Genomic DNA, 15,745 nt, shown 5'->3' with positions numbered 1-15,745 from the left:
GGCCGCGGCATCCATGCCGCGGACACCCCCGCAATCCCACCCATCCCGTCCTTCGACAGTTTCCGGTGTGCCCACCACGGAAGAAAGAAGGAAGAGCAGGAGCGGGTCGCGCGCTGCGCGCGCTCTTCTGTAGAGCCGAGCCATGCTCGGCTGCTCTTCAACGTGATGACTGGAGCCCCGCGCTGCACGCGTCAGCCGAGCATCGGCTCGGCTCTACAACAGCTGGCGAAGCATCGCCTTCAGTCGCCGACCTTCCAGCTGGAAGTAGTCGCGCTGCTCGCGCCAAGCGGGGAAGCGTTGTTCCACTTCGTGCCAGAACGCGGGCGAATGATTCGGTTGGATCAGGTGGCAGAGTTCGTGCACCAGCACGTACTCGAACGCTTCCGGACGACCGAGCACCAGGGCCAGGTCCAGGGCCATGCTGCCATCGGGGGCCAGCGAGCCCCACTGCGAGGACATCACCTTCAGGCGCAGGCGGCTGGGAGCGCGCGGCAGGGTGGGCAGGTACTTCGGCAGCCAGCGGCCGACGTCGGCGCGGGTCTGCGCTTCATAGAACTCGCGCAGCAGGCGGCGCAGGGTGGCGTCGCCACCACGGGTCGGCCACTGCACGCAGGCACCGTGCGCGTCGATCTCCAGCCGCGCGTAGCGGCCTTCCTGCCAGCGCAGCGGCAACAGTTCACCGCGCAATGGCAGCACGCCGTCTTCGCCGGGCTGCAGCGGTGCCGGCAGGCCCTGCCCCTGGTACTGCCGCAGCTGCAGCGCCAGCCAGTCGCGGTGCTGTTCCAGGAAGCGCTCGCCCATTACCAGGCTTGCGCGCAGTGGCAACGTCAACCGCGCGCCACGCTCGTCCACGCTCAGCTTGATGCGGCGCGCGCGCGGATCGCGCACGCGCAGCACCTCGATCTCGGCATCCTCCAGGCGCAGGCGAACGGTGTCGCGCTGTACGGTGGCGGGCGGGGTCGGCGTGATCAGGCGGCGCAGCAGACGGCTCATGCGCCCAGCATAGCGCTGCTTCGGGCCGCCGGATGACCGGCGACCGTCGAGCTGCCTGTTCAGTCAGCCTTGCTGAGCTTGAACGCTTCTTCCAGCAACAGGAACAGGCGGCGGATCTCGGCGCTCTGCAGGGCGAAGCGGGCATCGAACTCGGCACGGCGGCCGTCTTCGTCGGCATGCTCCAGCTGGTCCAGGGCGCCGTCGAGGAACTTCAGCTTGCGCACGATCAGGTCGTCGCCGATCACGAAGGACAGGTTGTCCTCGAAGATCAGCGCCAGCTTGGTCACCTGCTTGCCGGCGTCCAGGTGCTTGTCGATCTCGTCGCAGCGCAGTTCCTGGTGCTGGCACTTGACCACCGCGCCGCCTTCGACCGGATCCTTCATCTCGCACTCTTCGCCCAGGCTCAGCCCGGTCGGCAGCGGCTCTCCGGCGATCCAGCCGGTCAGGATCGAGCGCGGCGCGACTTCGGCGTTCAGCGGCATCGCCGGGAAGCTGCCGAGCAACCCGCGGATGTCGGACATGAAGTATTCGCCGGTCTTGCGGCTGGAGGTATCCACCGCCACGTAGCCGTGCTGCAGGTCGATGAAGGCGTCGTTGCGCGAGGACTTCACGAAGGCGCGCGGCAGCAGTTCATGCAGCAGGTCGTCCTTCATGCGCTTGCGCTCGCGGCCACCCGGGCGCCGCCCTTCCTTCTCCTCGATCTCTTCCAGCTTGCGCTCGAGCAGGTCGTTGACCACCGCCGCCGGCAGGATCTTGTCCTCGCCGCCCACGGTCAGCCACAGGTGTTCGGCGATGCGGTGGGACAGCAGTTCCTTCTCCTCGCGGCCGAACGGCGAAATGAAGCCGCGCGAATTCATTTCCAGCGCGCCAACAGGCTTGAGCACGGCGTGCGGCAGCAGGGTATCGACTTCGGAAAAATCGGTGGTGGTCGGGAAACGGAAGAACGTCAGGTTGCGAAAGAACATGGAATTCCGGATGGCGAAGAGGAAGGGCGACCGACCTTAAACGGTGGGCGTCTCGGGATCTGCGTCGGCATCGGCCGGGGAGCCGGCCAGCCAGGCATGGGCGTCGGGCAGCGGCGTGTCGTCGCGACGGCCCAGCGCCATGAAGTCGAACAGGGTGGTGTCGGCCAGCTGCGAGGGCCGGACTTCACCCATGGCGCGCGCGATCTGCTCGATGCGGCCCGGATGGTCCTTTTCCCACTGCTTGAGCATCAGGCCGACCTGGCGGCGCTGCAGGTTCTCCTGGCTGCCGCACAGGTTGCAGGGAATGATCGGGAACTGGCGTGCCTGCGCGTAGTCGACGATGTCGCTCTCGCGCACGTAGGCCAGCGGCCGGATCACCACGTGCCTGCCGTCGTCGCTGCGCAGCTTCGGCGGCATGCCCGCCAGCTTGGCGTGGTGGAACAGGTTCATGAAGAACGTGGCCACCATGTCGTCGCGGTGGTGGCCCAGCGCGATCTTGGTGAACCCGTGGGTCTCGGCGTAGTTGTACAGCGCGCCACGACGCAGGCGCGAGCACAGCGAACACATCGTCTTGCCCTCCGGGATGACCCGGCTGACCACCGAATAGGTGTCCTGCTCGATGATGTGGTACGGCACGCCAAGCCCCGCCAGGTACTTCGGCAGGATGTGCTCGGGGAAGCCCGGCTGCTTCTGGTCCAGGTTCACCGCCACCAGCTCGAACGGCACCGGCGCCTTCTTCTGCAGCTGCAGCAGTACATCCAGCAGGGTGTAGCTGTCCTTGCCGCCGGATAGGCAGACCATGACCTTGTCGCCGGCCTCGATCATGCCGAAGTCGGCAATCGCCTCGCCGACCTGGCGGCGCAGGCGCTTGGCCAGCTTGTGCTGCTCGCGCTCGGCCACGCGTGGATCGCGGGCGGCGCGCGGCTGGGGATCGGGAAGGGAAATCACGGCACTCATGGGTTCCATTCTAACGGCTCGGAGCCGCCCCGGCCGGGGATCGGGTTTCCCCTCTCCCGGCAGTCATCAACGCTGTGTATGCTCGGAGGCTGTGGATACCTACAGCCCCGCCGAGATCGTCGAGCACCTCGCCGCCCTGCGCGCCGAGCACCGCCTGCTGGATGAACAGATCACCCGCATGGCGGCCAACGGCGAGGACGAACTGGAAGCCAAGCGCCTGAAGCGGCGCAAGCTGCAGCTGAAGGACTGCATCGCCAGGCTGGAAAGCCTGCAGATTCCCGACGAGCCGGCCTGAGCCGGGTCCGGGTGGGTGCCAACCTTGGTTGGCCTCCCTCTCCGGTAGGTGCCAACCTTGGTTGGCTCGGGTGGAAGTGTGCGGACCAAGGTCCGCACCCACCGCATTGTCCGGCGCGACCTTCAATCCTGCGGCGCAGGCTCGTCCGGGCGCGCTGCTTCCGGGCTGACCCGCTCGATGGTGTGGCGCAGCTCGCGCCCCAGGATGAACTTGGCGTCCTTGGCCCAGGCATCCAGGCGTTCGTCGAACAGCAGCTTGCTGTTCTCGTCCGGCCACACCAGGCGCAGTTCGCGCAGCTTCTGGATGAAGCCGCGGAACAGGGCCTTGTCGAAGAACTCGGGAGCGGCCGGCGCATAGAGCAGGCTCAGGCGCTGCGCGGCCTGCTGGCACAGGCTTTCCAGCTCGGCCGCACCGAGCACGCCCGGGCCGTTCTTCACCAGCACCGAAATGGCGATGTAGTAGCGCTCGAACGCCTGCTGCAGCGAATGGCCGATCGCCCGCAGGCGGAACACCTCGTCGGTCTGCCCGGTGTTGCGCGCCAGGATGCCGCCGTCGTCATCGTTGACGTTCTGCAGCAGGCCTTCGCGCACGAACACATCGATGGTGCGGTCAATGCGCTGCGCGAACTCGTCCTCGCTCCACGGCAGGAACAGCTCGGCCTGCAGGAACGGGTACACCGTGCGGCCCAGCTGGACCAGGCCGGTACGGCTCATGCGGCGGTTGTTCTGGAAGCAGCAGGCCACCCACGACGAGGCGGTGAACAGGTGCACCACGTTGTTGCGGAAGTAGCTGAGCAGCACCGCGGTGTCGCCGCTGACGCTGAGCACATCGCCGAGCGGGTGCTTGATGCGGGTGAGGACGTTGATCTCCTCGGCATGGGCGATGATCCGCTCCGGCGAGTGCGGGGTCACCGTCACCCGGTCCGAGTACGGCATCTCGACCAGCAGCGTCTTGCACAGCTCGATCTGCGCGATCAGGTCGGCCTCGCCCATCGCGTGCTTCGGCGTGGACAGCAGGGCCAGCGCCAGCAGGTTGATGGGGTTGACGTCGGCAGCGCCGTTGATGCGCACCTGGATGCGTTCGGCCAGCGTATCCACCGTGGTCGACAGCCAGGCCGGCTTCTCGTCCTCGGGCACCGCCTCGCCCTTCCACTCCGGGGCCTTCTCGGCCAGCACATCGTTCAGCGCGATCGGCTCGCCGAAGTTCACCACCACCTGGCCGTAGTTCTGCTTGAGCACCTTGGGGATGCCCCACAGCAGCGACCAGATCGACTCCTTTTCCTTCGGCCGGCCGGACAGTTCGTCCAGGTAGCTGCCGCCCTCCATCAGCTTCTCGTAGCCGATGTAGATGGGCTGGAACAGGACCGGCTTGCGCGGCTGGCGCAGGAATGCACGCAGCGTCATCGAGATCATGCCGCCCTTGGGCTGCAGCAGGCGCCCGGTACGCGAGCGGCCGCCTTCGACGAAGTACTCCAGCGAATAGCCACCGGCCACCAGCTGCGCGACGTACTCACTGAGCACCGCAGAGTACAGCGCATTGCCACGGATCGAACGGCGGATGAAGAACGCACCGCCCTTGCGCAGCAGGGTGCCGACCACCGGCAGGTTCAGGTTAATGCCGGCCACGATGTGCGGCGGCACGATGCCACGGTCGTACAGCAGGTAGGACAGCAGCAGGTAGTCCATGTGGCTGCGGTGGCTGGGCACGTAGACCACTTCGTGGCCCGGCGCGGCGGCCTTGAACTTGTCCAGGTGGTGCACCAGCACGCCCGCATAGATGCGGTTCCACACGTGGCTGAGCATGAAGCTGGCCGAGCGCACCACCGGGCTGGAATAGTCCGCAGCGATTTCCCAGGCGTAGGCGTGCGCCTTCTTCCAGGCATCGGCCGGCTTCGAGTTGTCGCGCTTGGCCTGTGCGGCGATCGCTTCGCGGACCGGCTCGGCGGCCAGCACCTGGTCCACCAGCAGGCGCCGGGTCGACAGGTCCGGGCCGATCACCGATTCACGGATGCGGCGGAAATGGGTGCGCAGCACGCGCTGCAGCTTGCGCACCGTGCGCTCCGGCTCCAGGCCTTCGTCGACGGTGCTGCGCAGCGAGATCGGCGGAGCGAAGCGCACGATGGTATTGCGCCCGTTCAGCAGCAGCCCCAGCAGGCGGCGGAAGCGGCCCACCAGCGCCCAGTTTTCCGAGAACAGCACCGCGAACCAGCCGCTCTGCTTGTCCGGCGCGCGGCCGACGAAGATCGACACCGGCACCAGGTGCACATCCAGGTCGTCGCGCACGCGGTGCGCCTGCAGGACCTTGGCCAGCGAATCGGAGTGGGTCTTGGCGCCGCGCTGCTCGGGAATCAGCGAGTTGCTGGAGCTGCGCCGCGACAGCGCCAGATAGGCGCGCTTGCGGCCGGTCGGATCACCGGCCAGCGGCACCAGCGGCGACGGCAGGCCGGCCTGGCGGCAGGCCTTGTCCAGGATCAGCGCGTTGGACAGGCCGTAGTCTTCCAGCACGTACATGACCGGGCGGCCATCGTTGTACTGGCCCGGGTCTTCCGGTTCGATCTTCAGCGACAGCCACGGCTCGACCAGGCGACCGAGCAGGCGGGCCCACAGTGGACGGCGTCCGGCCGGACGCGCGTGCGCGGGCGGCGGTACCGGGTTCGGGCCGGTACCGGTCGAGGGAGACGCCGGCACCGTATCGGCGGGCGTCGACTGGGATTCTTCGCCGGGGAACGGCAGCGGGTTCTGTTTCGACATCGGCGCCATTATGGCTTAGGCGGTGGCATTGCCGCTTCCCCACCCTCGGCGGGGGCTTCAGCCGGTGCTGGCGACGCAGCCGCGCGGGCCGCATCGGCCTTGCGCAGCAGCGCGTCGGTGTCGGCCAAGGTGCGGGTCAAGTACCAGTGGCCCTCGCGCCGGCTCAGTGGCAGCTGCAGGGTCATCTCGCGGCCGGCCAGGTCGTAGTGCAGGCGCACCAGCGCGTTGTCGCCCTCTACCGAGAGCAGCTCGCCGCGCACGCTGCGCAGCGCGTCGTCCACGCCCAGCCCGTAACTGCCGAGCACCGCCTTGAGCGTGTGGATGAACGGCGCCAGCTGCTGCAGGCTGCCTTCCATGCCGGCCGCCTGCAGGCCGGCTTCGTCATCGAAACCGACCTTGTTGGCGGCGCCGACCAGCGCGGCGATGGTGCTGCGGGCACGTGCGCGGTCGCTGATCGGGGCAGCCTGCGCCCACCCCGCCAGGGTCTCGACCAGGGCGATGTAGTGGGCCTGCTGGCCCGGCGTGTAGCCCTTCTGGTGGCGCAGGTACTGCACGCCGAAGTTGCCCATCGACTGCGCAGCCTGGCGCACGGCGCTGGCCTGGCCGGCCAGCTGGCGATCGAAGCTGCGCTGCAGTTCGGTGCTGGCATCGGGCTTGCGCAGCGCGGCCAGCATCGGCAGCAGCTGGTCACCCAGCGGCAGTTCGGTCAGCGGCCACTGGCTGTGGCCCTCCGCCCAGGCCTGCTGCAGGCGCTGGTACTGGCCCGGCGGCACCGACAGCTTTGCGTAGCCGACCAGATCATCCTCGGCCAGGCGCAACGCCATCGCCTGTACCGCAGCCACCGGCTCGGCCGCCGGCCTGGCCGGATCGTTGGCAGACTCGCGGCACCCCGCCACGGCCAGCAGCAGCACGGCCGCCAGCCCCCATCCACGCGCAGACTTTCCTCGCACCGCCACGCTCATGCACTCGGACTCCCCGGACCGGCCCGCATCTTGCGGCCTGCGACGTGACAGCGGCAAGCCGGGATGTCACGGTTTCCAGCAAAGGGGGGTCAGATCTCCTCTGCTGCGGCAGAGGGATCTGACCCCAGCGCCGCCATCGGGATAAAAAAAGAGCCCGGATCACGGGGGATCACAGGCTCTTCAAGCCGGCGCGGGGCCGGAGGACAGTGTTGTGGCACATGTCCGGCCCGAGGACCGGATGGCGGCGATCCTACGCTGCCGTTCAAGTTAAGGCAACACTTCACGTAATGCGATGTATGTATTTGATTTTATTGTTTCAATCGCGTTGCCAAACCGCTTCGATGAAATCTACGGCGTGTTTTTCGGCGATTCGGGCATAAATCCCCGGATAGCCGGCCAGCGCACAGCCCTCGCCCCAACTGACGACACCGAACTGGGTCCAGCCTTCACGCAGGCGCAGCAGCAGGGGGCCTCCGGAATCCCCCTGGCAGCTGTCGATGCCCTCGCGGCCGGCGCAGATCACCTTGCCACGTGATAGTTCACCGCCGTACGCCTGCTGGCATTCATCGAATGACACGAACGGCACCTGTGCGGTCTGCAGCTGAGTCGGATAGACCCGGCCATCGCCGATGTCGGTGTCTCCCCAGCCGATCACCGTGAATTCACGGCCCGGCTTGAGATAGCTGGCGTCGGGCCGCAGCCGCAGTGCTACCGGCTGTGCGCCGACCAGCGGTGCGCTGAGCTGGATCAGGGCGACGTCGTGCTCCAGCGAATTGCCGCTGTTGAATGCCGGATGGACGTGGATCGCCTTGACGTTGGAGGGTCGTGGTCCGGCGTCAGTGGACAGGGCCGTGACCTTGCCGACAACGGCGATGCCACCAGGCGCTTCGCCCTGCATGCAGTGCGCGGCCGTCAGCACCCACGAGGGTGAGATGAGGGTGCCCCCGCAGAAGTGGCGATCATGGTCCGAATCGCCGTCGAAGATGCCCTGGATGCTGACCATGAACGGGTACTCGTCGGCCGGCGCCGCTTCGCCGCCGATGATGCGCGGCGCATCGCGCAGCTGCGGCGCAGCGATGGCGGGTACGGCAGACGCGGCCAACAGCAGGCCGATGAACAAAGAGGTGCTGCGATACATTTCCCTGTACTCCTCTGTCGATGGTTGGAACCGGCGCGGCCGCGGTCCGTACCGGTGCATCGATTGGGGAGCAGTGGAGGGGCCCACAGCGCGAACCTGCGCACAGTTCTCATGGCTGGCGCCGCCTGCGACAGCTGCAGACCCACAAATGCGAACGCCATCCCGCATGGATCGGGATGGCGTTCGTGGTGCCGGCGTGACCGGCGTCGGCTGTGGGCTCAGCGTGCAGCCAGAGCCGACGCGATTTCCTGCTGGATCGCCCGCGCTGCGGCCTGCGGATCGGCGGCCAGGCGGATCGGCCGACCGACCACGATGGCATCGGCGCCATCGGCAAAGGCCTGCGCTACGCCAACGGTACGCTTCTGGTCATCGCCGACCGGGCCACCGGGGCGGATGCCCGGGCAGACGATCGAGAATCCGCTGCCGGTGGCAGCGCGGATCGGGCCGGCCTCCTGGCCCGAAGCAATCACGCCATCGATGCCGGCGGCCTGGGCGGCCAGCGCGCGCTCGACCACCACGTCCACCGGTTCGCGGTCGATGCCCATCTGTGCGAGGTCGGGGCGACCCATCGAGGTCAGCACGGTCACTGCCAGCAGGCGCATGTCGCCGCTGTTGGCGGCGGCGCACGCCTCCATCATGGCCGGGTGCCAGCCATGGATGGTGGCGTAGCTGACCGGCCACTGCGACAGGCGCTTGATCACCGCCGCAGCCGTGGCCGGGATGTCGAAGAACTTCAGGTCGACGAACACGCGCTTGTCGCGGCGGGCCAGCTCATCGAGCACCTGGAAGTACTCGCCGGAGGCGAGCAGTTCCATGCCGATCTTGTAGAACGCCACGCTGTCGCCCAGGCGGTCGACCCACGCCAGCGCCTGCGCGCGGTCAGGCACGTCCAGCGCGAAGATCAGGCGCTCGTCATCGCGCAGCGGCAGCGGTGCGCGGCTCATGGTGCGTAGTCCAGCGCGGCGCGCTTGGCGTCGTGGCGGGCCTGGCGCGACTGGCTGTAATCGTTGTTGAACTGCGCCGGCTCGAAGCCGCCGTAGGTCGGGTTCGGCAGCATCCACCAGCGCTCGCCGAACCAGTCGTGGTACTGCTGCAGCAGGGCGTCACGGCCTTCGTTGGTGTTGGCGGTCACTTCCACGAAGTCACCCAGCTGGTCGCCGAACTGCATCAGCACGCGGTACTTCTGCCCGGCCAGGCGGCGGCGGCAGTTCTTCTCGCTGCCAGCCTGCTCGCAGCCTTCGACCACGGTGCCCAGGCCCAGGAACACGCTGTCATCGGCCACCGGCAGGCCCTGCTCGCGCAGGTTGGCCAGGGTCGCGTCCTTCAGGTGCACGGCACGGTTGGAGATGTACAGCAGGGTCACGCCCTTGGCGTTGGCCGCCTTGGCGAAATCAACCACGCCCGGGATCGCCTTGGCCTTCTTTTCGGCCACCCACTGGTCCCAGCTCAGCTCGTCGTATTCCTTGCCGTCGCGCACCAGGCGCGCCTGGTAGGGCGAGTTGTCCAGCACGGTCTCGTCCACGTCCAGCACCACGGCCGGCTTCAGGCCCTTGGCCTCGTTGCCGCGTTCTTCCGGCACCAGAGCATCCCAATGGGCTTCCTTCAGCGCCACGTCCAGGTGGTCGGCGGCGGCGCGGTAGGTCTGCTCGGTGATCGCCCTGTACTCCTGCGCACGCTGCATCCACAGCACGGCGTTGAGGTTGTCGTTGGCGGTGGCATCACGCGCGCCATCGGCCTTGGCGGCGGACGCCGGGGCCTGCGGCGCCGCGGCTTCAGCGGCAGGCGCGTCCACGCGCTTGCAGGCGGACAGGCCCAGCGCCGCGGTGGCGAGCAGGGTCAGGGACAGGGAAACAGGACGACGCATGGATTCACCGGCAATCAGATATACCGGCGCATTTTACCGGCAAAGCCGACCCGGGGACGGCTATGCTTGGCGGTTGACCCGTTGCCCTTCCGGAGGCCGCCATGACCGATTCCATCCAGACCCCCGACGTCCCCCTGCTCGACGCCGTGCAGGCCCGCCTGCTGGGCTGCCTGGTGGAGAAGGAGGCAACCACTCCGGACACCTACCCGCTGACGGTCAACGCCGCCCAATCGGCGGCCAACCAGAAGACCGCCCGCGAGCCGGTGATGAACGTGGACGCCGGCAGCGTGCAGCACGCGCTGCGCCAGCTGGAAGCACTGGGCCTGGCCCGCCAGCACTTCTCCTCGCGCGCCGACCGCTACGAGCACCGCCTGCAGGCCGCGCTGGACCTGACCCGGCAACAGACCGTGCTGCTGGCGCTGCTGCTGCTGCGCGGCCCACAGACCCTGGGCGAGCTGGTGTCGCGCAGCGAGCGTCTGTACCGGTTTGCGGATATCGACGAAGCCCGCCACGCCGTCGAGCGCCTGCAGCAGCGCGCGCTGCTGGTGGTGCTGCCGCGCGCCAGCGGCCAGCGCGAAGACCGCTACATGCACCTGCTGTGCGGTGAAGTGGATGGTGCCGCGCTGGCGGCCAAGTACGCCAGCAGTGGCGGGGGCAGCAGCGATGCGGCCGATCCGGGCCTGGCCGAGCGCGTGGCCCAGCTGGAAGCGGCCGTGGCCGAGCTGCAGGCGCAGCTGGCAGAACTGCGCGGCTGACGCAGCCTGCCGGGGTCGGATCCCGCAGCGCGGGCTCCGACCCCGTCCGCATCAGGTAGTGCCGACCCCTGGCCGGTCACCCCGCACCGATCGGCGCAGGATCGATCCGTGGATCAGCACCCTCCGACCCTGAGAATTCCGTCGCAGTTGGACAGGGCGCGTACCCCCCATTCCTCCATCGTGTACTGATTCACCAGTTTGCTGCCGTTGTTGCGCACGCAGCTGACATTGATGAAGCACTGCGTGCCGGGCCGCCCTTCAATGCGGTTGACATGGCAACTGCGGCTGGCAGACGACGCATTCCATGCGTTCTGACACGCCTGTGTACTGGAACGTGGCGAAAGAGCGCCCATCTGGGGAAGCGTGAATGCAGATGCGGATGCAGACGCCATGCTCAACAACATCGTCACGGCCAAGGTCATGGGCTTCATGAGAACTCCTGGAGTTTCCGGGTTTGGGTAATGACCACAGCGCTGTCCAATGCGGCGCGTCGGTCACCCTCATCAAAGCCGGAAGCATCGGCGGTGAACCGGACGACATGCCGGTTTATCGCCAAATACAAGAGTTCTCATTCGATTCGTGCAGATTGCGTCATGAGCGCGGGGCTGAGACCGCCACCGCCCCCGGTGTCGCGTACAACCGGCTGGGTGAATCCACTCCTGGCAACTGGATCACTCCGCGCTCCTGCATGCCCAGGCCCAGCAGGATCTTCCCGGACACCACGTTGTCCAGATCGGTAATGCCATACAGATCCCGCAAGCCCAGCGCTCCGCGTGCATGCGCGAACACCGCACGCGCCGCCTCACCGGCGTAGCCCTGCCCGGCAAATTCCGAGAGCACCGCATAGCCGATGTCCGGCCCCGGCAGGCCATCACGCCGCACCAGCCCGGCATTGCCCAGCCACGCGCCATCGGACAAGCGCTCGATGGCATACATGCCGAACCCGTTCAACGCATAGCTGTGCAGCACCCGCAGCGCGATGTACTCCCGCGCCTGCTCCTCGCTGCGTACGTTGCGGTCACCAATGAATCGCACGAAGCCCGAATCGTTCAACAGTGCCAACATCGGCACCGCATCGCGGTCGGGCTCGATCGCACGCAGACGCAGGCGTTCGCTTTCAATCGGATGCACGCGCAGACCTCCAGCCGAAACCCCGATTCTGCCTCAACCCCCAGCTGTTGAATCTGATTTTCTTTGCATTGCCGTGGAAGGACACGCCCGGCGGTCACTTCAGGGACGGGTTCACGGCGTCCCCCGCGAACCCACCCCGACCGGCCAGCCACCGAACCAACGCGTGCTCCACCACGGAGGGGCGGCGCCGTTGGAGCGCCTTAGTCGAACAACGCCTCGATCGCCGCCAACCCCGCGCTCGCCCGTTCCTTCTTCCGCGCCGCATCCGCCACCGGGTCCGCGCCATCGCGCTGGATCTCCTCGGCCGGGATCTCATCGAAGAACCGGCTCGGCTTCAGCCGCACATGCTCGCCGAACTTGCGCGTGAGCTTGCTGTAGCTCATCCACAGCTGGATCTTGGCGCGGGTGATGCCCACGTACAGCAGGCGACGTTCTTCCTGCAGGTTGCCCTCGTCCAGGCTGACCTGGTGCGGCAACACGCCGTCCTCGCAGCCGACGATGAACACGTACGGGAACTCCAGGCCCTTGGAAGCGTGCAGGGTCATCATGCGCACCTGGTTGCCGCCCTCGTCCTTGTCGCTGCGCGAGAGCAGCGCCAGCTGGCCGGCCAGGTCGGCGGCGGTGGCACCGCGCGGGCCGCCCTCGAACCACTGCGCCAGTTCCTCGATGTTGTTCGCCCGGCGCTGGTAGCTGGCCTCTTCCTTGGCCTGCTGGCGCAGCTCGCTCAGCAACCCCGATTCCTTGGCCACCTTGCGGATCATGTCGCCGGACGTCACCTGGCGCATCTGCGCCCGCAGGTCGCGCAGGATGTCGGTGAAGCGCGCCAGGCTGTTGGCCGCGCGCGGCGGCAACTGCTGCAGGGCGCCGATGGTCTCGGCCACATGCGCCATCGGCATGTCCTTTTCCTGCGCCAGCTCGGCCAGCCTGGCCAGCGTACCGGCACCCACGTCGCGCTTGGGCGACTGCACCGCGCGCATGAACGCGGTGTCATCGTCCGGGTTCACCAGCAGCCGCAGCCAGGCCAGCGTGTCCTTCACTTCCTGGCGTTCCAGGAACATCGTGCCGCCGGTCAGGTGGTAGGGGATGCGCAGCAGCTGCATCGCCTTTTCCAGCGGCCGCGACTGGAAGTTGCCACGGAACAGGATGCAGAAATCACTCCACGGCACGTTGCGCGACTGCGCCACGAAGGCGATTTCGGCGGCGACCTTTTCCGCTTCGTGCTCGCTGTTGCGGCACTCCCACACGCGGATGCGCTCACCGTCGGCCTGGTCGCTCCACAGCTTCTTCAGGTGTTCGTGCGGGTTGTTGGCGATCAGCGCATTGGCTGCACGCAGCACGCGGTTGGAGCAGCGGTAGTTCTGCTCCAGCTTGATGATTTCCAGCGTGGGGTAGTCACGCCCCATCTGCTGCAGGTTCTCCGGGTTGGCGCCACGCCAGGCGTAGATCGACTGGTCATCGTCGCCCACGCAGGTGAAATTGCCCTTCTCACCAGCCAGCTGCTTGAGCAGGCGGTATTGCGCGTCGTTGGTGTCCTGGCATTCGTCCACCAGCAGGTAGCCGATGCGCTCGCGCCAGGCCAGGGCGATCTCGGGGTTCTCTTCCAGGATCTGCACCGGCAGGCGGATCAGGTCATCGAAATCGACCGCATTGAACGCGGTCAGCCGCAGCTGGTAGCGCTCGTAGACGCTGGCCGCTTCCTTCTCGCGGTTGCTGCGTGCGGCGGCCATCGCCTGCTCGGGCGACAGCCCGGCGTTCTTCGCGCGCGACACCAGGTTCTTCATGTCCTCGATGTCATCGGGCTTGGCGCCGTGCATCAGGTCCTTGATCTGCGCGGCGGCATCATCGGCATCGAAGATGGAGAAGCCGCGCTTCAGGCCCACGGCGGCATGTTCGATCTGCAGGAACTTCAGGCCCAGCGCATGGAAGGTGCAGATGGTCACCTCGTCGGCGTCCTGCTCGCGCAGGCGCTTGGCCACGCGCTCGCGCATTTCCTTGGCCGACTTGTTGGTGAAGGTGATCGCCGCGATGCGGCGCGCCGGATAGCGGCCACTGCCGATCAGGTGGGCGATCTTCTCCACGATCACCCGCGTCTTGCCGCTGCCGGCGCCGGCGAGCACCAGCAAGGGGCCTTCGATGTGCAGGACGGCGGCGGCTTGGGGGGGATTGAGACCGTGCATGGGGACAGGATTGTAGCGGGGTGCCGGCGGGCCGACCTGACTTGCAGGACGCCTGGCCCTAAGGTATTGAGTCGACTCCGGAACACAGGAGCGTGGTCCATGTCCTTGAACATCATCGCCCGCCCGCTGGTGGCTACCCTGCTGGGCCTGCTGGCCGTGCCTGCGGCCGGGTCCAGCCCGGCACCGCCTGCCGACGCCTATGAAACCATCGTGCTGCAGTCGCACGAGTTCCTCGTCTACCATCCGGACCTGCGCTTCCGTGGGCTCGGCATGCAGGCCCGCGAGCGGGGCCGCCACGAAGAGGCCCGCAACGACTTCCGCAATGCCGCGCGCTACGGCGACAAGCTCTCACAGGCAGCGCTGGCCGACATGCTCTGGAACGGGCAGGGCGGTCCGGTCGACCGCGCCCTGGGCTATGCATGGATGGACCTGGCGGCCGAGCGCGGCACCGAGTGGCTGGTGGTACAGCGCGAACGCTTCTGGGAGGCGCTGTCCGCCGACGAGCGCGAGCGCGCGGTACGCGAGGGCCGCGCGCTGTATGCCGAGTTCGGCGACCCGGCCGCGACGCCGCGGCTGGAACGTGAACTGCGGGCCGGCAGCATGCGGCAGACCGGCAGCCGCGCCGGCTGGAACGGCGCCATGCGCAGCCAGGGCCGTGGCGATGCGGGGGCCCGTGTGCTGCAACCGGAAAAGCACCAGTTGGCGCGCTACTGGGACCCGGTGGCCTACCGGCAATGGCAGGACGAGGAGCTGGCCAGATCGGGGCGATGAGCCACGCCTGCCAGGCCATCGTTGCCTCGGCGCTGCTGGCACCGGGGTACGCGACAGCCGGCACGTGATCGCCCGGCCACGGCCGATCCGCGACGGCGGGCCGGGTGGCGACTAGAATTGGCCGATGGCCAAGCTCTACTTCTACTACTCGGCGATGAACGCCGGCAAGACCACCACCCTGCTGCAGAGCGCGCACAACTACCGCGAGCGCGGCATGCGGGTGGCGATCCTGACCCCACGCCTGGACGATCGTGCCGGCGCCGGCGTGGTGGCCTCGCGGATCGGCCTGCGCGCTGACGGCATGGCCTTCGACCGCGATACCGACCTGCAGCGCTGGGTGGAGCAGGATCTGGCAGCCAACGGCCCGATGGGCTGCGTGCTGGTGGACGAGGCGCAGTTCCTGACCCGCGCCCAGGTCTGGCAGCTCAGTGAGGTGGTCGACCAGCTGCGCATTCCGGTGCTGTGCTACGGCCTTCGTACCGACTTCCGCGGCGAGCTGTTCGAAGGCAGCCAGTACCTGCTGGCCTGGGCCGACGAGATGCAGGAGATCAAGACCATCTGCCACAGCGGCAAGAAGGCGACGATGACCGTGCGCGTGGACGAGCATGGCCACGCCGTGCAGGACGGCCCGCAGGTGGAGATCGGTGGCAACGAGCGCTACGTGTCGGTCAGCCGTGCCGAGTTCAAGAAGATCACCCGCGGCGAAGGCCGGATCGATCCGGCGCAGGCGCCCCTGCCGCTGTAAGGGGTGTTCTTTTGCAGGGCTTGCAGCCCTGCACCTGCTTCAAGCCGAAGCAACGGCAACAGCGGGCATTCCGTGGAATGGCGGGGCGGTGTCGGAGTGCGGGGACGCTGCAAGTACGTCCCTGTAAGCTTGGCAGCCGCATCCATGCGGCTGACACCCCGCACTCCGACACCGCGCCACCTCTGACACAATCCCGCAGCTGTTGGTGGGTGTCGACCTTGGTCGACACATCTGTCAGATAT

Annotated in this window: 15 protein-coding genes; 4 read left to right on the top strand and 11 right to left on the bottom strand. The window is 67.5% G+C overall.

Annotated features, from left to right (window positions below; all coding sequences use genetic code 11):
• Positions 1–213: 213 nt before the first annotated feature.
• Genes HMPREF3114_RS01690 through ttcA form a run of 3 tightly spaced genes read right to left on the bottom strand, consistent with a single transcriptional unit; the run spans position 214 to position 2,915 of the window.
• Positions 214–993: a M48 family metallopeptidase gene (locus tag HMPREF3114_RS01690; protein ID WP_053498008.1), complete on the bottom strand. Its 780-nt coding sequence runs from the start codon at positions 991–993 to the stop codon at positions 214–216.
• A gap of 59 nt (positions 994–1,052) precedes the next feature.
• Entirely contained in the window at positions 1,053–1,958 is a 906-nt protein-coding gene (locus HMPREF3114_RS01685; RefSeq protein ID WP_005421064.1) for a recombination-associated protein RdgC, read from the bottom strand.
• A 36-nt stretch (positions 1,959–1,994) separates the two neighbouring features.
• Positions 1,995–2,915: a tRNA 2-thiocytidine(32) synthetase TtcA gene (gene ttcA / locus HMPREF3114_RS01680; RefSeq protein WP_176746361.1), complete on the bottom strand. Its 921-nt coding sequence runs from the start codon at positions 2,913–2,915 to the stop codon at positions 1,995–1,997.
• A gap of 91 nt (positions 2,916–3,006) precedes the next feature.
• Between ttcA and HMPREF3114_RS01675 the strand changes: the two genes are divergently transcribed.
• Positions 3,007–3,210, top strand: a complete 204-nt coding sequence (locus HMPREF3114_RS01675) for a YdcH family protein (RefSeq protein WP_005421068.1) — start codon at positions 3,007–3,009, stop codon at positions 3,208–3,210.
• 122 nt (positions 3,211–3,332) lie between these two features.
• Here HMPREF3114_RS01675 and plsB read toward each other — a convergent pair whose 3' ends face one another.
• The 5 genes from plsB to HMPREF3114_RS01650 form a co-directional block, all read right to left on the bottom strand.
• The gene (gene plsB, locus HMPREF3114_RS01670) at positions 3,333–5,969 is read right to left on the bottom strand and encodes a glycerol-3-phosphate 1-O-acyltransferase PlsB (protein ID WP_053498012.1); all 2,637 of its coding nucleotides are present in this window, start codon (positions 5,967–5,969) and stop codon (positions 3,333–3,335) included.
• Positions 5,969–6,922, bottom strand: coding sequence for a hypothetical protein (locus tag HMPREF3114_RS01665; RefSeq protein WP_053498014.1), 954 nt, complete (start codon positions 6,920–6,922; stop codon positions 5,969–5,971). The genes plsB and HMPREF3114_RS01665 overlap by 1 nt, the downstream gene beginning before the upstream one ends.
• A gap of 316 nt (positions 6,923–7,238) precedes the next feature.
• On the bottom strand, positions 7,239–8,060 hold the full coding sequence (locus HMPREF3114_RS01660) for a S1 family peptidase (protein ID WP_053498015.1): 822 nt from the start codon (positions 8,058–8,060) through the stop codon (positions 7,239–7,241).
• Positions 8,061–8,278: 218 nt separating this feature from the next.
• Positions 8,279–9,004, bottom strand: coding sequence for an orotidine-5'-phosphate decarboxylase (pyrF, locus tag HMPREF3114_RS01655; protein WP_005421084.1), 726 nt, complete (start codon positions 9,002–9,004; stop codon positions 8,279–8,281).
• Complete coding sequence (locus HMPREF3114_RS01650) at positions 9,001–9,924, bottom strand: 5'-nucleotidase, lipoprotein e(P4) family (RefSeq protein WP_005421086.1); 924 nt, start codon at positions 9,922–9,924, stop codon at positions 9,001–9,003. Before HMPREF3114_RS01650 ends, pyrF begins: the two co-directional genes overlap by 4 nt.
• Before the next feature lie 101 nt (positions 9,925–10,025).
• Between HMPREF3114_RS01650 and HMPREF3114_RS01645 the strand changes: the two genes are divergently transcribed.
• Complete coding sequence (locus HMPREF3114_RS01645; protein WP_053498017.1) at positions 10,026–10,679, top strand: YceH family protein; 654 nt, start codon at positions 10,026–10,028, stop codon at positions 10,677–10,679.
• Positions 10,680–10,792: 113 nt separating this feature from the next.
• Here the strand turns inward: HMPREF3114_RS01645 and HMPREF3114_RS20855 are convergent, their stop codons facing one another.
• From HMPREF3114_RS20855 to HMPREF3114_RS01635, 3 genes are all read right to left on the bottom strand, one after another.
• Positions 10,793–11,110: a hypothetical protein gene (locus HMPREF3114_RS20855; protein WP_138953373.1), complete on the bottom strand. Its 318-nt coding sequence runs from the start codon at positions 11,108–11,110 to the stop codon at positions 10,793–10,795.
• Positions 11,111–11,270: 160 nt separating this feature from the next.
• Positions 11,271–11,810, bottom strand: coding sequence for a GNAT family N-acetyltransferase (locus HMPREF3114_RS01640; RefSeq protein WP_053498019.1), 540 nt, complete (start codon positions 11,808–11,810; stop codon positions 11,271–11,273).
• A 200-nt stretch (positions 11,811–12,010) separates the two neighbouring features.
• Complete coding sequence (locus HMPREF3114_RS01635) at positions 12,011–13,987, bottom strand: UvrD-helicase domain-containing protein (RefSeq protein WP_053498020.1); 1,977 nt, start codon at positions 13,985–13,987, stop codon at positions 12,011–12,013.
• A 99-nt stretch (positions 13,988–14,086) separates the two neighbouring features.
• Here HMPREF3114_RS01635 and HMPREF3114_RS01630 point away from each other — a divergent pair, with 99 nt between their 5' ends.
• Entirely contained in the window at positions 14,087–14,758 is a 672-nt protein-coding gene (locus HMPREF3114_RS01630) for an SEL1-like repeat protein (protein WP_005421099.1), read from the top strand.
• Positions 14,759–14,882: 124 nt separating this feature from the next.
• Complete coding sequence (locus HMPREF3114_RS01625; protein WP_005421101.1) at positions 14,883–15,503, top strand: thymidine kinase; 621 nt, start codon at positions 14,883–14,885, stop codon at positions 15,501–15,503.
• The last annotated feature ends 242 nt before the right edge of the window (positions 15,504–15,745 follow it).

Source organism: Stenotrophomonas sp. HMSC10F07 (assembly GCF_001807895.1).
In the GTDB taxonomy this organism is placed as follows: Bacteria; Pseudomonadota; Gammaproteobacteria; order Xanthomonadales; family Xanthomonadaceae; genus Stenotrophomonas; species Stenotrophomonas sepilia.
The sequence above is the reverse complement of the archived record's forward strand: the minus strand, read 5'-3'. Positions and strand labels throughout refer to the sequence as shown.